Source organism: Bacteroidales bacterium (genome assembly GCA_022647615.1).
Lineage (GTDB): Bacteria > Bacteroidota > Bacteroidia > Bacteroidales > UBA932 > Egerieousia.
Map to the genome: position 1 here is coordinate 1902081 of JALCKZ010000001.1, position 15884 is coordinate 1917964.

At 40.4% G+C, this 15884-nt stretch carries 16 protein-coding genes; 13 read left to right on the top strand and 3 right to left on the bottom strand.

Annotated features, from left to right (window positions below; genetic code table 11):
* Nucleotides 1–3 precede the first annotated feature (3 nt).
* Complete coding sequence (locus LKM37_08270) at nt 4–534, bottom strand: hypothetical protein (GenBank protein MCI1720978.1); 531 nt, start codon at nt 532–534, stop codon at nt 4–6.
* Between the two features lie 180 nt (nt 535–714).
* Between LKM37_08270 and LKM37_08275 the strand changes: the two genes are divergently transcribed.
* From LKM37_08275 to nuoE, 7 genes are all read left to right on the top strand, one after another.
* Nucleotides 715–1113, top strand: coding sequence for an HIRAN domain-containing protein (locus LKM37_08275; GenBank protein ID MCI1720979.1), 399 nt, complete (start codon nt 715–717; stop codon nt 1111–1113).
* Between the two features lie 16 nt (nt 1114–1129).
* On the top strand, nt 1130–1396 hold the full coding sequence (locus LKM37_08280; GenBank protein MCI1720980.1) for a hypothetical protein: 267 nt from the start codon (nt 1130–1132) through the stop codon (nt 1394–1396).
* A complete protein-coding gene (locus LKM37_08285) occupies nt 1393–1812 on the top strand; it encodes a hypothetical protein (protein ID MCI1720981.1) in 420 nt (139 codons plus the stop codon). The genes LKM37_08280 and LKM37_08285 overlap by 4 nt, the downstream gene beginning before the upstream one ends.
* 113 nt (nt 1813–1925) lie before the next feature.
* The gene (locus LKM37_08290; GenBank protein MCI1720982.1) at nt 1926–2330 is read left to right on the top strand and encodes a hypothetical protein; all 405 of its coding nucleotides are present in this window, start codon (nt 1926–1928) and stop codon (nt 2328–2330) included.
* Nucleotides 2331–2558: 228 nt separating this feature from the next.
* A complete protein-coding gene (locus LKM37_08295; protein MCI1720983.1) occupies nt 2559–4469 on the top strand; it encodes an NADH-quinone oxidoreductase subunit NuoF in 1911 nt (636 codons plus the stop codon).
* A gap of 10 nt (nt 4470–4479) precedes the next feature.
* Nucleotides 4480–6249, top strand: coding sequence for a [FeFe] hydrogenase, group A (locus LKM37_08300; protein MCI1720984.1), 1770 nt, complete (start codon nt 4480–4482; stop codon nt 6247–6249).
* Between the two features lie 2 nt (nt 6250–6251).
* Nucleotides 6252–6731, top strand: a complete 480-nt coding sequence (gene nuoE, locus LKM37_08305; GenBank protein MCI1720985.1) for an NADH-quinone oxidoreductase subunit NuoE — start codon at nt 6252–6254, stop codon at nt 6729–6731.
* Between the two features lie 112 nt (nt 6732–6843).
* Here the strand turns inward: nuoE and LKM37_08310 are convergent, their stop codons facing one another.
* Nucleotides 6844–7185, bottom strand: coding sequence for a hypothetical protein (locus LKM37_08310; GenBank protein ID MCI1720986.1), 342 nt, complete (start codon nt 7183–7185; stop codon nt 6844–6846).
* 37 nt (nt 7186–7222) lie between these two features.
* Nucleotides 7223–9151: a sulfatase-like hydrolase/transferase gene (locus LKM37_08315; protein ID MCI1720987.1), complete on the bottom strand. Its 1929-nt coding sequence runs from the start codon at nt 9149–9151 to the stop codon at nt 7223–7225.
* Between the two features lie 63 nt (nt 9152–9214).
* Here LKM37_08315 and LKM37_08320 point away from each other — a divergent pair, with 63 nt between their 5' ends.
* The 6 genes from LKM37_08320 to hisF all read left to right on the top strand — a co-directional run bounded on the left by LKM37_08320 (nt 9215) and on the right by hisF (nt 15884).
* On the top strand, nt 9215–11560 hold the full coding sequence (locus LKM37_08320; protein MCI1720988.1) for a mechanosensitive ion channel family protein: 2346 nt from the start codon (nt 9215–9217) through the stop codon (nt 11558–11560).
* A gap of 206 nt (nt 11561–11766) precedes the next feature.
* On the top strand, nt 11767–12876 hold the full coding sequence (locus LKM37_08325) for a WYL domain-containing protein (GenBank protein ID MCI1720989.1): 1110 nt from the start codon (nt 11767–11769) through the stop codon (nt 12874–12876).
* Nucleotides 12877–12890: 14 nt separating this feature from the next.
* Nucleotides 12891–13589, top strand: a complete 699-nt coding sequence (locus LKM37_08330; protein MCI1720990.1) for a hypothetical protein — start codon at nt 12891–12893, stop codon at nt 13587–13589.
* 85 nt (nt 13590–13674) lie between these two features.
* Complete coding sequence (gene hisH, locus LKM37_08335; protein MCI1720991.1) at nt 13675–14268, top strand: imidazole glycerol phosphate synthase subunit HisH; 594 nt, start codon at nt 13675–13677, stop codon at nt 14266–14268.
* Between the two features lie 59 nt (nt 14269–14327).
* Nucleotides 14328–15095, top strand: coding sequence for a 1-(5-phosphoribosyl)-5-[(5-phosphoribosylamino)methylideneamino]imidazole-4-carboxamide isomerase (gene hisA, locus LKM37_08340; protein MCI1720992.1), 768 nt, complete (start codon nt 14328–14330; stop codon nt 15093–15095).
* Between the two features lie 3 nt (nt 15096–15098).
* On the top strand, nt 15099–15884 hold the full coding sequence (gene hisF / locus LKM37_08345) for an imidazole glycerol phosphate synthase subunit HisF (GenBank protein ID MCI1720993.1): 786 nt from the start codon (nt 15099–15101) through the stop codon (nt 15882–15884).

Consider the following 15884-nt stretch of genomic DNA (forward strand, 5'->3'; position numbering starts at 1 on the left):
CCCTTACTGGATTTCTCTTATTGAAATGTCCCCTTCGTGAGCCTTATCAACAATAACAATAAGGCATGGGCGCATTGTATATGATTGGCTTGCACCTGTTTCACAGCGGTACGTGAAGACCATTTTGCCGTCTCCGCGCTTTACAAGACTTACAGGGGTAAGCGTTGTAACATGGTCAGTTTCAGGTTTTACAACAGCTATGACATACTGCTTTGCAAAATTTATTTTTGTTGGCTCTCCGTTCTTGCCCATCACAGCCGCCATTCCAAACACCTGCGAAAACTCAGCGGCATCCGTAATCTTGTGACTATTAAACTCTTTCACAGTATTATTTACAAAATAATGGTCAGCGACAGTAAATGCAACGCTGCTGGAAACATCAGCAGCAGATATAGTATCTTCTGCTGTATTTGAACTAACCGGAGATGCTTTAACGGCATACTGTGCAACCATATCTGTAGAACCGTGCCTGCCGCACTGAGCAAGAGGAATTAGACTGATAATCAATAATATTGCAACTAAATTTCTAAACATAATAACTTAATTTTTTGAACAAAAATCATTTGCGGCATTAAGTAAATTGCCAATTTTCTCTACTATACAATGCAAACTTTCCGCCCTTACTGCACAAATAATACCAAAAAATAATCTGTCGTGACAAAAATTGTCACCGCAGCGGAATACTTTTGCTGCAACATTTAAAACAGCAGTTATATGGAAGACAAAGAGAGAACAAAGAAGAACAACAATAATCAAAAGATTCAAGTTGATAATCATAGAGAGCAAACACCTGAAAGATTGCACTTTATGAATTTTGACCTGGCCGGTTTCACCTACTGGGATGGCGTAATTGTATTTAATGACTTACACGTAGGCACCCAGCTAAGGCTTGTCAGGGAGAAGCACAATGAATTTGACCCCTACGCAATTGCCTTGTACTATGGCAATTATAAGGTTGGATACATTCCAAAAGAGCGTAATAAAGAGATAAGCATCCTGTTTGACATGGGATGGGAAACAATGTTTGACGCACGCATCAACAGGATATCAGATGAGACTCATCCGGAGCATCAGATTGGAGTGGTAGTTTATGTGAAAAATCATAATAAATAATTATTAATGGACTTTCATGGGATATCAGTTAGCATACGCGCAATTTAGAGACTTTCTTAAACAACAGAATTGTGAGGATGAATTTGACCGCGCGTTTTATGAACAGAATGGCTGCACAAGATTTGATGCTGCACTTTGGAATACAGTTGAAGATGCGGCAGAAGATGTAAAAAATCTATTTGGTTATGCATTCAATTGGAGCAAGACTTCAGAAGGAATTCAATTTTGGAGGTCTATAGATTTGATGTGGTATAATTATTATATTTGCAGCCGATTTAAATGAAAGAGCAAATTAGAAATATTGTCTTTTTTACTGTAGCATTTGCAATTATGTTGTTTGCAGGGAGTTACGTTGCTTCCTCTACACAGGATGCTATGTTGTATGCACAGGATAGCACCGGATTATTCAGTGATGAAGGTCATTGTGCTAACGGCAGTGTAGATGCTGCTATTCCGCCCTATTCATCTGTAGCTGAAGTCTCTGCAACAGCTTCTGCTGCCAGCGGAGATGCAAGAGTACAAAGAGAACAAAGTTCCCAATTTAGCTCTGCATTAAGAGGGGTAATTAAAAATCTTTCTAGCAGAGTGTCTGAAAACTCTGATATTCAAAAAGATATTTCTGTGCAATTGCATTCTCTTGCAAAGCACAATCCTATAAATGATTATTACGTCTACACGTTAAAAAGACTTAGGGTCTAAAATAAATCTGTTTAGACGTTAGCTAAACTTCCGGCAAAAAAATAAAAATTCAGGTTTGTTAATAGCCTGGAGTTTAGCATTTTATATATTAATAACAGATTTATTTTTTATTTATGACACAGACAATTGCAGAGAATGAGAGCATTTTAACTTTCTCTCATCCATATATAGTTAAGAAAGAAAAGGGCGGCCTTGGCAAGTTATTTGGCGGAAGTTCAATGGCTTATCAGCCAACTGGCAGCGAGATTAAAAAGATGAGGCTATGCTTTAAGATGGAGAATATTAATCCTCTTAAAGATATGCTGGCAGAGTGCAAGTTCCCAGAGAGTCCAGATTTTAAGGCAGATCCAGGGGCTGATAGTGCACGCATGGAAGTCCTTTATTCTAAAGACAACCAATTTGTTGCAGTACAATTATTCCAATATGTTCCATTTGAATATCAGATTTTCAGCCCAATCCATATCTATACCAATCAGGAGGCTGTTGCATTTCTGAATTTCATAAACACTATTAAATAAATTGTTAAATCATATCCTTTAAAGGATAAAAAATCACCTTACAAATGCTTTAAGGGGCGGTCACATTCTGGCTGCCCCTTTTTGTAGCCTTTGCCTTTGGATTTCTTGGTTTTAACTAATACTTTTCTTTTTTAATTGTATTAATATTTATAAATTTGTACGCTTTTAGGAAAAAAAGTAGAAATACTAACATGGATTTTCCAAATAAACTAAATTTAAATACAAATAATGAATAAAATTACTTCCCCAGAAGATCTGCTGAAAATTAAAAATGAATACGCAGAACGGATGAAACTAAGAGAGGAAGCTCAGGAAGTGACTCCTGCTAAGGTTAGCGGCTTGAACACTGGTACAAAGAGAATTCAGATTCTTTGCTGTTCTTCTGTTTGCTGTCTATCTTCTAAGAGCGGCGAAATTGCAGACAGATTCTGCCAATTAGCCAAAGAGCAGAATGTTGCTGACAGAGTGGACGTTATCAGAACAGGATGTTTTGGATTTTGTGAAAAAGGTCCTAATGTTAAGATTGTTCCAGACAACACTTTCTACACAGAGGTTAAACCTGATGATGTTGATGAGATTTTTAAGACCCACATTTTAGGCGGCAAACGCGTTGACCGTCTGTTGTTTGAGGATCCTAAGACTCACAAACGCATCCCAGATTCAAAGGATATGAATTTCTATCGCAAACAAATGCGTGTTGCGCTTAGGAACTGCTGCTTCATTGATCCTGAAGATATTAAAGAGTATATAGCTCGCGACGGTTATATGTCACTTGCTAACTGCCTTAAGAAAATGACCCCTAAGGAGGTTATTGAAGTTGTTAAAAAGTCCGGACTTAGAGGACGCGGCGGTGCAGGTTTCCCTACAGGAATGAAATGGGAATTTGCATCCAAATCCGTAAGCGATGTTAAATACGTTGTCTGCAACGCAGATGAGGGCGACCCGGGAGCATTTATGGATCGTTCTATTATGGAGGGAGACCCTAACTCAATTATTGAGGCAATGGCAATTTGCGGATATGCCATAGGTTCTGAAAACGGATTGGTATACATCAGAGCTGAGTATCCGTTGGCTGTCAAGAGGTTAAAGATTGCCAGAGAGCAAGCCCGCAAGCTGGGATTGCTTGGAAAGAATATCTTTGGAAGCAAATTTAATTTTGATATTGATATCCGTTACGGAGCCGGCGCATTTGTATGCGGAGAGGAAACAGCTCTTATTCACTCAATGGAAGGCAAGAGAGGTGAGCCTACTTTAAAACCACCATTCCCAGCAGTTAAGGGATATCTTGGCAAGCCTACTAACGTTAACAACGTTGAGACACTAGCTAATATTCCTCCTATCTTCCTTAAGGGACCGGATTGGTTCAATAAGATTGGAACTGAGAAATCCAAAGGAACAAAGGTATTTGCATTAGCAGGAAAGATTAATAACCAAGGACTTGTAGAGGTTCCAATGGGAACTACTTTAAGAGAGGTTATTTATGATATTGGTGAAGGAATTAAAGGCGGAAAGAAGTTTAAAGCCGTTCAGACAGGAGGTCCTTCCGGAGGTTGCTTAACTGAAAAAGACTTGGATACCCCTATTGATTATGACAACCTTATGGCTGCAGGTTCAATTATGGGTTCCGGCGGAATGATTGTAATGGATGAAGACGATTGCATGGTTGCAATTGCAAAATTCTACTTGGAATTTATTGTTGGCGAGTCTTGCGGAAAATGTACTCCATGTAGAGTAGGAAACAAGAGGATGCTGGAAATACTTAACAGAATAGTAGACGGCAAGGGAACAATGGAAGATCTTACAAAGATGCGTACACTTGCTAAAGTCATCAAAGACTGCGCATTGTGCGGACTTGGACAGACTTCTCCAAACCCAGTTCTATCTACATTGGATAACTTCTATGATGAGTATGTTTCTCACGTTAAAGACAAAGTCTGCCCTGCAAAGCACTGCCAGAATTTGCTAACATACAGCATCAATCCGGAGAAATGTCAGGGTTGCACCGCATGCGCAAGAACATGCCCTGGAAACGCAATCGTCGGCACTCCAAGAAAACCACACACTATTCTTCCAGACAAATGCATCAAATGCGGTATGTGTATGAGCCGCTGTAAGTTTGGCGCAATTTCAGTTTGTTAATATTTGAGAAATTATGGAAAAAACAGTTACATTAAAAATAGATAAACACACGGTTACCGTTCCGGAAGGGACGATTGTCCTTGATGCTGCAAAGAAAGTGGGAGTTGATATCCCAACGCTTTGCTATATCAACATGGAAGGCACAGCCGTAAAGAGCAACCCAACATCCTGCAGAATTTGCGTTGTAGAAGTTGAAGGAAGAAAGAATCTTGCACCTGCCTGTGCAACAGCATGTACAGAAGGTATGGTTGTTCATACAAGTTCCACCAGAGTTCTAAACGCAAGAAGAATTGTTGCAGAACTTATTCTTTCTGACCACCCTAACGAGTGTCTTGTTTGCCCTAAGAGCGGAAAATGCGAGTTGCAGAAACTTGCTCAGAGATTCAATATCAGAGAGATGCCGTTTGCAGGAGGTGAACTGTCGCAGAGAACAAAAGAGGTTACAGCTGCCATTGTAAGAAATATGGACAAGTGTATCCTTTGCCGCAGATGTGAAAACGTTTGTAATAATGTTCAGACAGTTGGAGCTCTTGGTGCAATTAAGAGAGGTTTCAATACTATGATTGCTCCTGCATTTGGAAAAAATCTTGCAGAAAGTGAATGTACATATTGCGGACAGTGCGTAGCAGTTTGTCCTACAGGTGCTTTGAGCGAGCATGATTATACTAACAGGCTTTTGGATGACCTTGCTGATCCAGATAAGACAGTAATTGTACAAACAGCTCCATCTGTAAGAGCTGCTCTTGGAGAGGAATTTGGTCTTCCTGCAGGAACCTTGGTTACAGGTAAGATGGTATCTGCTTTAAGAGAGCTTGGATTTAAGAAAGTATTCGATACTGACTTTAGTGCAGACCTTACTATTATGGAGGAAGGTGCTGAGATTATAGACAGACTTACACATTTCTTAAAGAAAGACAAACTTGTAAGACTTCCTATTCTTACATCTTGCTGTCCTGCATGGGTTAACTTCTTTGAGAAGCAATTCCCTGATATGTTGGATATTCCATCAACAGCAAGAAGTCCTCAGCAGATGTTTGGCTCTATAGCTAAAACATATTGGGCTGAGATGATGGGTGTTCCTAAAGAGAAACTTATATGTGTCTCTATAATGCCTTGTCTTGCTAAGAAATACGAGTGTTCAAGAGAGGAATTTAAGAAAGACGGTGTTCCTGATGTTGACTACTCACTATCTACAAGAGAGCTTGCAGAACTTATTAAGAAAGCCAACATTAATTTCAACTCTCTTCCTGATGAAGACTTTGACCAGCCACTTGGAGAGTCCACAGGAGCAGGTGTCATTTTTGGTGCTACCGGCGGAGTTTTGGAAGCTGCATTACGTACTGTATATGAGGTATATACAAAGAAGAAACTTCCAAACATAGACTTTACTGAAGTCAGAGGTTTGGAAGGTATTAAGAAAGCAACAATAGATTTGAACGGATTCCCTCTGCACGTTGGTATTGCTAACGGACTTGGAAATGCGCGCAGACTTTTGGAAGAAATCAGAAGCGGCAAGAGCGAGTTCCATGTAATTGAAATTATGGCTTGCCCGGGCGGTTGCATCGGCGGCGGCGGACAGCCTCAGCACCATGGCAACGTGGAGATTTTAAAAGCCAGAACTGCAGCAATTTACAGAGAAGATATGCAAAAGCCTTTGCGTAAATCCCATGAGAACCCATTCATTATTAAGCTATATGAAGAGTATCTAGGCAAACCTCTTAGCGAGCAAGCTCACAAACTTCTTCATACACATTACTTTAACAGATCAGAAAACGTATAATTATGGCATTAAACAATAATATTTCTCCAGCCGCTTTAATTAAGGTGGAGGAGATTTGTGAAAAGCACGGCAATAAAGCCGGAGAGCTTATCAATATTCTTGAAGAAATACAGGCAACTATAGGTTTTCTTCCAGAAGAGGTTCAGAGAGTTGTTGCCCATAAGCTTGGTGTCCCTGTATCAAAGATAAATGGAGTAGTTACATTCTATACATTTTTCCAGACCAGTCCAAAAGGAAGACACAGAATTTCTATTTGCCTTGGAACTGCTTGCTATGTAAGAGGTTCCGAGAAGAATCTGGACGAGGTCAAAAGAGTACTAGGAATAGAAGTTGGAGATACAACTCCGGACGGCAAATTCTCTCTAGATTGCTTGCGTTGCATTGGAGCTTGCGGACTTGCACCAGTCATGATGGTTGACGAACAGGTTTATGGCAGACTTCAGGCTACAGAAGTTAGAAAAATTCTAGAGTCTTATGACTAGAAAACGCTAATATACAGCGTTTTGTTAATAAAAAAAGCAGCCAGAAAATCTGACTGCTTTTTTTATTTATTTATGATATGCGGGTATCTCCCGCAATCCTCAAGCTGCTGACTTATTTAGCAACAGCTTTTTTGATGGCGCAAACAGTATCAGCTTGTTTGTAAACTGTGATAGTATCACCAATTACCATTCCGTTAGGGAGTTCAATCTTAGATTTGTCAAGCTCCGGATAACTAAAGTTTAAAGTATCGCCGGCTGCAGTAACAATTGTGCATGAGTTCATTGCAGCATCAGTAATGACGCCGGTAAATTCATTAGGAGTTGCTGTGGAATCTGTTGCAACTGCTGTTGAATCGGCTGCCTGAGCATTGTCTTTGCAACCTTTGTTTCCGCATGCTGAAATCATAAGCCCGCAAACTGCGAGGGCAAGTACAAGACTAAAAAGTTTTTTCATGATTAATGTTTTTATAAGTTTAAAATATTTAAAATTTCTAGTAATCCTGCTGCTGATACTTGTACAAATTATTATAAATGCTCTGTAAAATTGCCCTGCCTTTCTTAAGCCGCTCATCTTTTAATTCAGCCTTACCCCTATCCGTCACAACGCTCTTAGCTGCTAAGTCATAAGAAGTTACTCCTGTAGAATCTCTAAATACAAACCCATTATTAAAGCATGAAAATGCAAATGGATATTTGTCGTAAGCTCCCGACAGTATGTTCCTGCTATAAATAAAATTATTGTGCGGCAGACCTAACTGTGCCAGCAATGTTGCAGCTATGTCGCTCTGATTCATAAATTTACTAATAACTCTTGGCTTGCCTTTAATTGCTCCTCCTATCCAAAGCATTGGACACTTGAAATAATCAGGGTTGCTATCTGCCATATTATAAGTTATGTTATGGTCTGGTACTAAAATGATTAGAAGGTTATCCCAAATTGGAGAAGCCTTAAGTTGTTTGATAAATCTTCCAAGACAATCGTCTGTATACGCTGCGGCATTATAAACTTTATCCGGCAATCTATGGTATGGAACCGTAAATGGTTCATGACAGCTAAGCGTCAAAAATGCTGAGAACCAAGGTTTTCCATTTGCACCTTCAGCAAGATTACTACCGCGATGCAAAAGTTCTTTTGCCAAATACGCAAATGTGATATGGTCATTTACTCCCCATGAATTTGTCTTGCGCTCCTCCTTGGTAAAATCTACGTCGGCTGTAATTTTTTGAAAATCCATGTTGACCAAATAGCCCTTTGTGTTTGTGAAATTTATATCTCCGCCGTAAATGAAATCTGTTGTATATCCCTGGTTTACAAGTTCATGAGGAAGACTTGGAAGTGCTCGTACAATTATAGGCATCTTCATCAATGAGACAACCGGAAGCGCCGGATAACCGCTAAAAATACTAACAGTCCCGCGGTCAGTACGGTAACTGTTGCCAAAGAAATTGGAGAAGAAAATACCCTCTTTTACCAGCGCATTAAAATTAGGTGCAACTTCTGCAGGAGCACCAAGAGCGTTAATAAACCTTCCTCCAAAACTCTCCATTTCTATCAGAAGTATGTTAGGCCGTTGCGTCTTTAACAGCGTATCCATCAATGCAGTAGAGTCTTTAGCCACAGATGCGGCAAAGGATTGTACACCAGTTCCGGCAGCAGGAAATAACTGGCTCATAGCTGTATCAAAGTCGTCAGGTTTTAAGAACCTGTACTCCTTTGAGAAATCCGTACTCTTACCTATTGATGAAAGAAGACTAAAGGCCGGATTTACCGCGCTATGGTTAAGATACTGGTCTTCTGAGAAGTACGCACGTCCGACATTCATAGTAGATTGCTTGACACCGCCGCGTATTGCAAGGAACAACAGGCCGCCGCAACACAGTATAACAATGGTTCTCATCACTTTACGCTCAGGTGCCCTCTCCGTTGTGACAAAAGTATTGGAGCAAATTCTGTTCTGGTGCTTATATATTATAAAGGCTACAACCAAGATTGCCAATACTCTTATGACTATATACCAGCTTGATACGCTGGCCATTGCATCTTTTGGAGAAGCCAGATAATTAAATACGGATGCATCCAGCTTGTAGTGCCAGAAAGGATAAAGTGAAATATCTGTGACAAAAATAATTGCTAGGATTGGTGCTATAATAACATGATAAGGGCGCAAAACCTTGCGCATGTTAAAGTTGTTTGACATTGGCCACCAAATACTTACAAGGACAGCCAAAAAAGGGATTGCAGTTAGATAACCCGCCACGGATAAATCCATCGGGAGCCCATGCCACATTACCTGAACAAATTTTCCAAACCCGTAACGAGCCGTCCCTTCCGTAAAGGCTATAAAAAGAGGCTTTTGTACCAAAAACAAAAGCACCCACCCAAAATAATACTGTATCAGGAATTCTAGTCTTCTCCGCATATCGGTGCAAATATAATAAAAGAAAATTTATGTAATTTTGCCGCATCTTATAAAATCATCAAAATGAAAGTATTAAAGGGTTTTCTGGCTGCTTTGTGCCTGCTGGTCTTTTCAGGCACGGCTAATGCTGTGCTCAGAGAGGATAATTTGGATAAAACTATCGTGATGCTGTACTCAGACTTGTCTGCTTATCAGAATAATCTGGAGATGCATATAGCTCACTATAATGCTCAGCGACAGGAATATAGGAATAGAATGTTTACTACTTTGGAGAACTGCCAGGAGTACGCTTTGATTCTTTATACGCAGGATGATTATTATTTGTTTGGGCTTGTTCAGGCCTGCCAGCAAATTAATGATGAGTATGCAAAGTTTGTGGAACAGAAGTATCCTTTTGTTGTCTGGAAAAATAATTTTAAAGATATTATCCAGAGATACAATAAGTTAGCTGAAGTGCTGGGACATATTTCCGATGCCGGGCTGACCGCTCAAGGCAAGGCTGATAAGCAAAAGTGCATAGATATCTGCAATTCCGTGAGCGGCAGATTAGAGGCTTTTCATAATCTTCTGAACTTGGATAATCTTGAATATCAGGAGATAGCCGGAAGGATGAAAAAAATTCAAGACTATCAGGACAGCAGATTCACACAAATAAAGAATAGGATTTTTCTTACAGGGAGCGGCTCTTATTTTTATACGCTTGGACATTTTGGAGAGAAATATAGAGAGGCTGCCGAGTCTTTTACTCAAGAATACAGCGGAGGTCAAATGGCTTCTAAAGAGTGGCAAGCCAAGAGATTACAGGTTACTTTATACTCTCTTGGACTGCTGGCTATTGCAATAATAATCTCATGGTTGCTGTTTGCTTTTGCTTTGCCCAAAAAAGTCAGGAATCATCCAAAGCGCAAATATTTTATTGCTTGCTCCTCTATAATAATGTTCGCCTTGCTGCTTTTGATTATAATCAACTGTTTTTTAACGCGCTACTATTTCATTGTTACAATGAGTATTGTAATGGAGCTGACCCTAATCATCGGAGTAATTTTGTCTTCTATTGTTTTGAGGCTCCCGACAGATAAAATTAGACAGGGCATTCTGCTCTATCTTGCTCCGGTACTGCTGGCTGTTGTGCTTGTAAGTTACAGAATATTAATGGTTACAACTTACGTAGTAAGTTTCTCTTTGCCACTTGTTCTGCTAATATTTGCAACCCTTCACCTTGTTATTCTGCTAAGACGCAGCAATGGCGCAAATAGAGCCGACTCTCTTCTATCCTGGTTCTCATTTATTCTAACTATCGGGATACTAATACTTTCCTGGGCCGGCTACAGATTTCTGTCAATGGGGATTATGACATCCTGGCTGCTGCTGCTGGCATCAATTCTATTTACGCTGTGCCTGTATCATCTTCTAAATCTAGTCGCTAAATATAAAACCATGGAGGAGGAAGAAGATGCCTCAAAGAGAATTTTTACTTTCAGGAGGTGGTTTAATCCGCTGATGAAGAAACTTGTATTTCCGCTGATGTTTATTGGGTTGCTGGTTTTCAGCCTAATATGGGGTGCGGGAATTTTCAGCATGAGAGCGTGGATGACCGGCATGATAGGATATTGTTTTATTAATGTCCCCGATATGGCCTCAGTTTCATTTGAGAAAATTCTGTATGTAATAGGACTTGGCTGCATATTTAACTACGTAATTTTTATGACAAGGAAGATTTTAATTACCATGTATGCAGAGAATTATGAGGACAGCCACATTCCAATTTATGTAAAAATCGGAACCATTCTGGCCTGGCTGATTTATGCATTTTGCGTAATATTTATTTTACAGCTTAATAATAAGGGACTTATTGCGGCACTTGGAGGTGCAGGAATGGGCATTGGCTTTGCGCTGAAGGATGCAATTAATAATCTATTCTGCGGTATCTCCCTGATGATGGGAAGAGTACACAAGGGAGACTGGGTAGAGTGCGACGGATATCGCGGAAAAATAGTAGATATAGGTATGGATTCCAGTACATTAGAGACAGAGGAAGGCTCCATAATTACATTCCTTAATGAGCAGCTGTTCTCCAAGAACTTTATGAATCTAACTAAGAATCACCAATTTGAGCTGAGCGATATCTCCATAAACGTAAAATACGGAGAGAACATAGATAAGGCCCGCGAGCTTTTGCTGGAGGAATTGCTCAAGCTTAAATGCATTGCTCCTGGCAGGCCGCCAAAAGTTCTGCTTACGGACTTTACCGAGAGCAGCGTCAGGCTTACGGTTTACGCATGGACGCCTGTAAGTGAAATTTATACGGCTCATGCTGCCATACGTGAGACAATCTATAGGGTCTTTAGCAATAACCACATAGAGATTCCTTACCCGCAACAGGATATCAGGATTATTCAAAGCAAATAAAAATATAACCGCAATGCCCTCTGCGAGTGATTGAGCGAGTGCGTTTCGTACGAGCAATGGTTTTCTTCAGAAAATCATTAGCGAGAAGTAAGCCAGAGCGAAACACCGCAGAGGGCATTGCGGTTATATTTTTTGCATAGAATAGAAATTTGCGTAACTTTGTTGCGTAGTTAATGCCGCAGCTAAGCGGCGCAAATTTTTAAAGTATGGCAGTATCTTCAAATGCTCTGTTAAGACATATCACAATTGACGCGTGCCTGAGGGATACGCAAAACAAGTACTCACTTTTGGACCTTATAAACGCCTGTACAAAAGCGGTTAAAGAGAACAGCAAGGTTAAGCTTAAGGATAATTTTATCGTATCCACCCGCACCGTGCAGCTGGATTTGCAGTTCATGAGGGACAAAAAACGCGGCTACAACGCCCCTATCGTGGTCTATGAGCAAAAATATTATAAGTACAAAGACCCGAATTATTCCATTGGCAACGCAAACGTTAAGCAGACCAATCTTGAGCCCCTATCAGATATTGCAGAGGCTTTGCGCAGATACTCCAGAATTGAAGGGATGGAGTCTTTAAAAGGTTCCGTTGAACTTATCCAGGAGGTCATTGATACAAAGGTAAACGGAGGCAGCAAAAAAATTTCCTACCAGCAGATAGAGAATCCGTCGGGAGGCCAATTCTTTGATATTATCAAGGATGCTACTATCCACCGCAAAGTGCTGAGTCTCAGCTGTACAGAGGCAACAAGCACCGCCGCGGAACAGGTTATTTTTTACCCGCTTTATATGAAGGAATACCTTAACCGTTGGTACGCAATAGGTTATGAGGACGGCAAAGAGGGACTTCACGTCATTCCGCTGGAGAGCGTAACAAGTTATTCTTATGCAATTCTCCCTTTCCCTCCTAACTATGATTTTAATCCCGACAGTTATTTTAAAGATATAATAGGAGTAACAAAGCCGTCGGGAGCTGTAAAAGAAGATATTACATTAAATGTAGGAAGCGCCCTGGCACCCTACATGACTCTGAATCCTGTCCACCCTAGCCAAAAGCTTGTGAGCAAGGAGGATAACGGGGATTGCGTCTTTAAAATCAGCATAGTGCCTAACGATGAATTCTACAGGCTGGTATTTGAAAGTCAGCCAAACATAACTGTTGCGGCTCCTAAATCAGTTGGTATTGAGGTTAATAAGAGGAGCAGTGACATTATGAAATTGCTGCCGACCTATGAAGAGCCGGAAAAGCCGAAGCATGAGCCTAAAAAGAAGAAGGCTCCAAAGACTGAACCTGACTTGTTTGGTGGATTGTTCTAAAATAATAATTGATAATGAAAAAATTTCTGTTTCTAATATCCGCATTTGTAATCTTCTCCGCATCAGCACTTTTTGCACAGAAGAAGAACCCTTATAACCTTGACATTGTAAACTCCATGCTGTATTACAAGCAGCTTGTTAAGGAGAATCCGGATAATGAACTTGTTGATTTGCAAAAGTTAGTACCTAATATAAAATTGGATGTAAGGTATGCGACATCCCATAATTTTACAGGCAAGCCCATCTACACTCATGCCCGCGCATTTCTTAGGAAGCCCGCTGCGGAAAAATTGCTGGCGGTTCAGAAAGAGCTGAATGCAAAGGGGTTAGGACTTGTTATATGGGATGCCTACAGACCTTACGCAGGCACTTTAAGATTTTTTGAAGTTTGTCCGGACTCAACGTTCTGCGCAAGTCCGACAACAGGCTCAATCCACAACAGAGGCTGCGCCGTTGATCTCACCGTATGTGATTTAAATACAGGCAAATATTTGGACATGGGCACTGACTTTGATTCTTTCTCAGACTCAGCCTACCGTGCATTTAAAGGCCTGACTCCTGCACAACTATCTAATAGAAAGATGTTTGAAAGCGTCATGGTTAAACATGGTTTTAAACCTCTTTCTTCTGAATGGTGGCATTATGATTTGCTGGAAAACAAAAAATATCCCATCACTGATTTATCTTTTGAGGAATTAGAGGAACTAGAGTAAAACTGCATTACAATTAATTTATTTTTAGTATTTTAGTACGCTTATTTAAGTACATTGAATTATTAACTAAAGATTTGTAATTTGTATGACAGGCATACTAGACTATAAAACAGGTAATTTGGGGTCCGTTGAGAATGCTCTTAAGAGAATTAAAGAGGAGTATGTCATTTCTTCAGAGAAGAACACGCTTGCAAAGTGCGACCATATAATTCTTCCGGGTGTCGGCGATGCAAAGTGGGCTATGGAAAATCTGAGCAAATCTAACCTTATAGATACAATTAAAAGTTTCAGGCAGCCCGTTTTGGGTATCTGCCTTGGAATGCAGTTGTTGTGCAAGCACTCAGAAGAGAGTGACACTGAGTGCCTTGGAATATTCAACAATATGGTTTGCAAATTCCCGTCCAATATGCCTGAGGAATTTAAAGTTCCGCATGTAGGCTGGGATAATATGACAGATTTGAAGTCCCCTTTGTATGATGGAATAAAAGAGGATACTTTTTTCTATTACGTTCACTCCTACTATGCAAATGTGAATGAGAACACAATTGCCGTTTGTAATTACGGAATTAAATTTGGTGCGTCTTTGAAAAAGGACAACTTCATGGGATGCCAGTTCCATCCGGAAAAGAGCGGTTTGGCCGGGGAGAAGATTTTGCGCAACTTTTTGAAAATGAAATAATAAGAACTGTCGGGAGGAAAATAATATATATCGCGACAGAGCATAAATAGAGACTAATTATGATAGAAATAATTCCCGCAATAGATGTGATGAACGGCAAATGCGTTAGACTGAGCCAGGGAGATTTTTCAAGGATAAAGACATATTCAGAAGACCCCGTTGAGGTTGCAAAAGGCTATGAGGATTGCGGAGTTAAGCGCATCCATCTTATTGATTTACAGGGAGCAAAAAGCAATTCTCCGGTAATATTTGACACTCTTCTGGCAATAGCCAGCAAAACTAATTTGCTTATAGAATTTGGAGGAGGAATCAAAACAAGAAATTCATTAAGAGATGCTCTTGACAGCGGCGCAGACAGAGTAATTTGCGGCAGCATTGCTGCAACGGAACCCAACGTATTCACCTATTGGCTAGATTGTTTTGGAGGTGAGAAGGTTGTTCTTGGCGCAGATATTAAAGAGAATAAAATAGCCATCAAAGGTTGGAGGGAGTCAACGGATAAGACTGCAGATGAGCTCATTAGGCTATACTTGCAGGAAGGGCTAAAGTACGCCGTGGTTACAGATATTTCTAAGGACGGAATGCTTGCAGGACCTTCTTTGGAAATGTACAGGGAGCTTGGAGGAAAATATCCAAGGCTTAAAATTATTGCCAGCGGCGGAATCAGCAGCATGCAAGACATTGAAGATCTTAATGATATAAATGTTCCTGCTGCAATAGTGGGAAAGGCAATTTATGAAGGACATATTACCATTGAACAGATAAGGGAATATAACAAATCAAATGCTCCAGCAGATGAATCTGCAGAAAACACTGATAATAAATAATTTATGTTAGCAAAGAGAATTATTCCATGCTTGGATGTTCACGATGGAAAAACTGTAAAAGGTGTGAATTTTGTCCGCATGGTAAATGTTGGAGATCCCGTTGAGCTGGCCAGGGCATACTCGTATGATGGTGCAGATGAGCTTGTGTTTCTGGATATTAGCGCAACGTTGGAGGGCAGAAGAACATTTCTTGGGCTGGTAAAAAAGATAGCGAGAAATATAGATATTCCGTTTACCGTTGGCGGAGGAATTTCATCAATGGATGATGCGGCAAGGTTGCTGGATGCCGGAGCAGACAAAGTTTCTATCTGCACGGCTATAGTAAATAATCCGCAGTTAATTAGCGATTTAGCAAAGCGATACGGCTCTCAATTTGTAGTAGCCGCAATAGATGCAAAGCAAGTAAACGGCATCTGGAGAGTGACAACAAATGCAGGGACAAAATATTCAAACAAGGAGATGTTTAGCTGGGCTAAGGAGGCGGAAGATAGAGGAGCCGGAGAAATTCTGTTTACATCCATGGATAATGACGGAACAGAGTTTGGCTATGCTTGTGAGCCTTGCCGCAAATTAGCTGATTTAGTGCATGTTCCTGTGATTGCCAGCGGCGGCGCAGGAAGCATTCAAGACATAGAAGACGTTCTGACAAAGGGCGGTGCTGATGCTGCAATGGCAGCCGGAGTGTTCCATTATGGCAAAATCAGGATTCCGAAACTTAAGAAACATCTAAGAGAAGATGGCATTACAGTCAGATATATCTACGGCATAGATAATTACGGAGAAGAATAA

Excerpts from the sequence above, each read along its gene's own strand:
- LKM37_08270 (MCI1720978.1), bottom strand. The coding sequence starts at position 534 with ATGTTTAGAAATTTAGTTGCAATATTATTGATTATCAGTCTAATTCCT.
- LKM37_08275 (MCI1720979.1), top strand. The coding sequence starts at position 715 with ATGGAAGACAAAGAGAGAACAAAGAAGAACAACAATAATCAAAAGATT.
- LKM37_08280 (MCI1720980.1), top strand. The coding sequence starts at position 1,130 with ATGGGATATCAGTTAGCATACGCGCAATTTAGAGACTTTCTTAAACAA.
- LKM37_08285 (MCI1720981.1), top strand. The coding sequence starts at position 1,393 with ATGAAAGAGCAAATTAGAAATATTGTCTTTTTTACTGTAGCATTTGCA.
- LKM37_08290 (MCI1720982.1), top strand. The coding sequence starts at position 1,926 with ATGACACAGACAATTGCAGAGAATGAGAGCATTTTAACTTTCTCTCAT.
- LKM37_08295 (MCI1720983.1), top strand. The coding sequence starts at position 2,559 with ATGAATAAAATTACTTCCCCAGAAGATCTGCTGAAAATTAAAAATGAA.
- nuoE (MCI1720985.1), top strand. The coding sequence starts at position 6,252 with ATGGCATTAAACAATAATATTTCTCCAGCCGCTTTAATTAAGGTGGAG.
- LKM37_08310 (MCI1720986.1), bottom strand. The coding sequence starts at position 7,185 with ATGAAAAAACTTTTTAGTCTTGTACTTGCCCTCGCAGTTTGCGGGCTT.
- LKM37_08315 (MCI1720987.1), bottom strand. The coding sequence starts at position 9,151 with ATGCGGAGAAGACTAGAATTCCTGATACAGTATTATTTTGGGTGGGTG.
- LKM37_08320 (MCI1720988.1), top strand. The coding sequence starts at position 9,215 with ATGAAAGTATTAAAGGGTTTTCTGGCTGCTTTGTGCCTGCTGGTCTTT.
- LKM37_08325 (MCI1720989.1), top strand. The coding sequence starts at position 11,767 with ATGGCAGTATCTTCAAATGCTCTGTTAAGACATATCACAATTGACGCG.
- LKM37_08330 (MCI1720990.1), top strand. The coding sequence starts at position 12,891 with ATGAAAAAATTTCTGTTTCTAATATCCGCATTTGTAATCTTCTCCGCA.
- hisH (MCI1720991.1), top strand. The coding sequence starts at position 13,675 with ATGACAGGCATACTAGACTATAAAACAGGTAATTTGGGGTCCGTTGAG.
- hisA (MCI1720992.1), top strand. The coding sequence starts at position 14,328 with ATGATAGAAATAATTCCCGCAATAGATGTGATGAACGGCAAATGCGTT.
- hisF (MCI1720993.1), top strand. The coding sequence starts at position 15,099 with ATGTTAGCAAAGAGAATTATTCCATGCTTGGATGTTCACGATGGAAAA.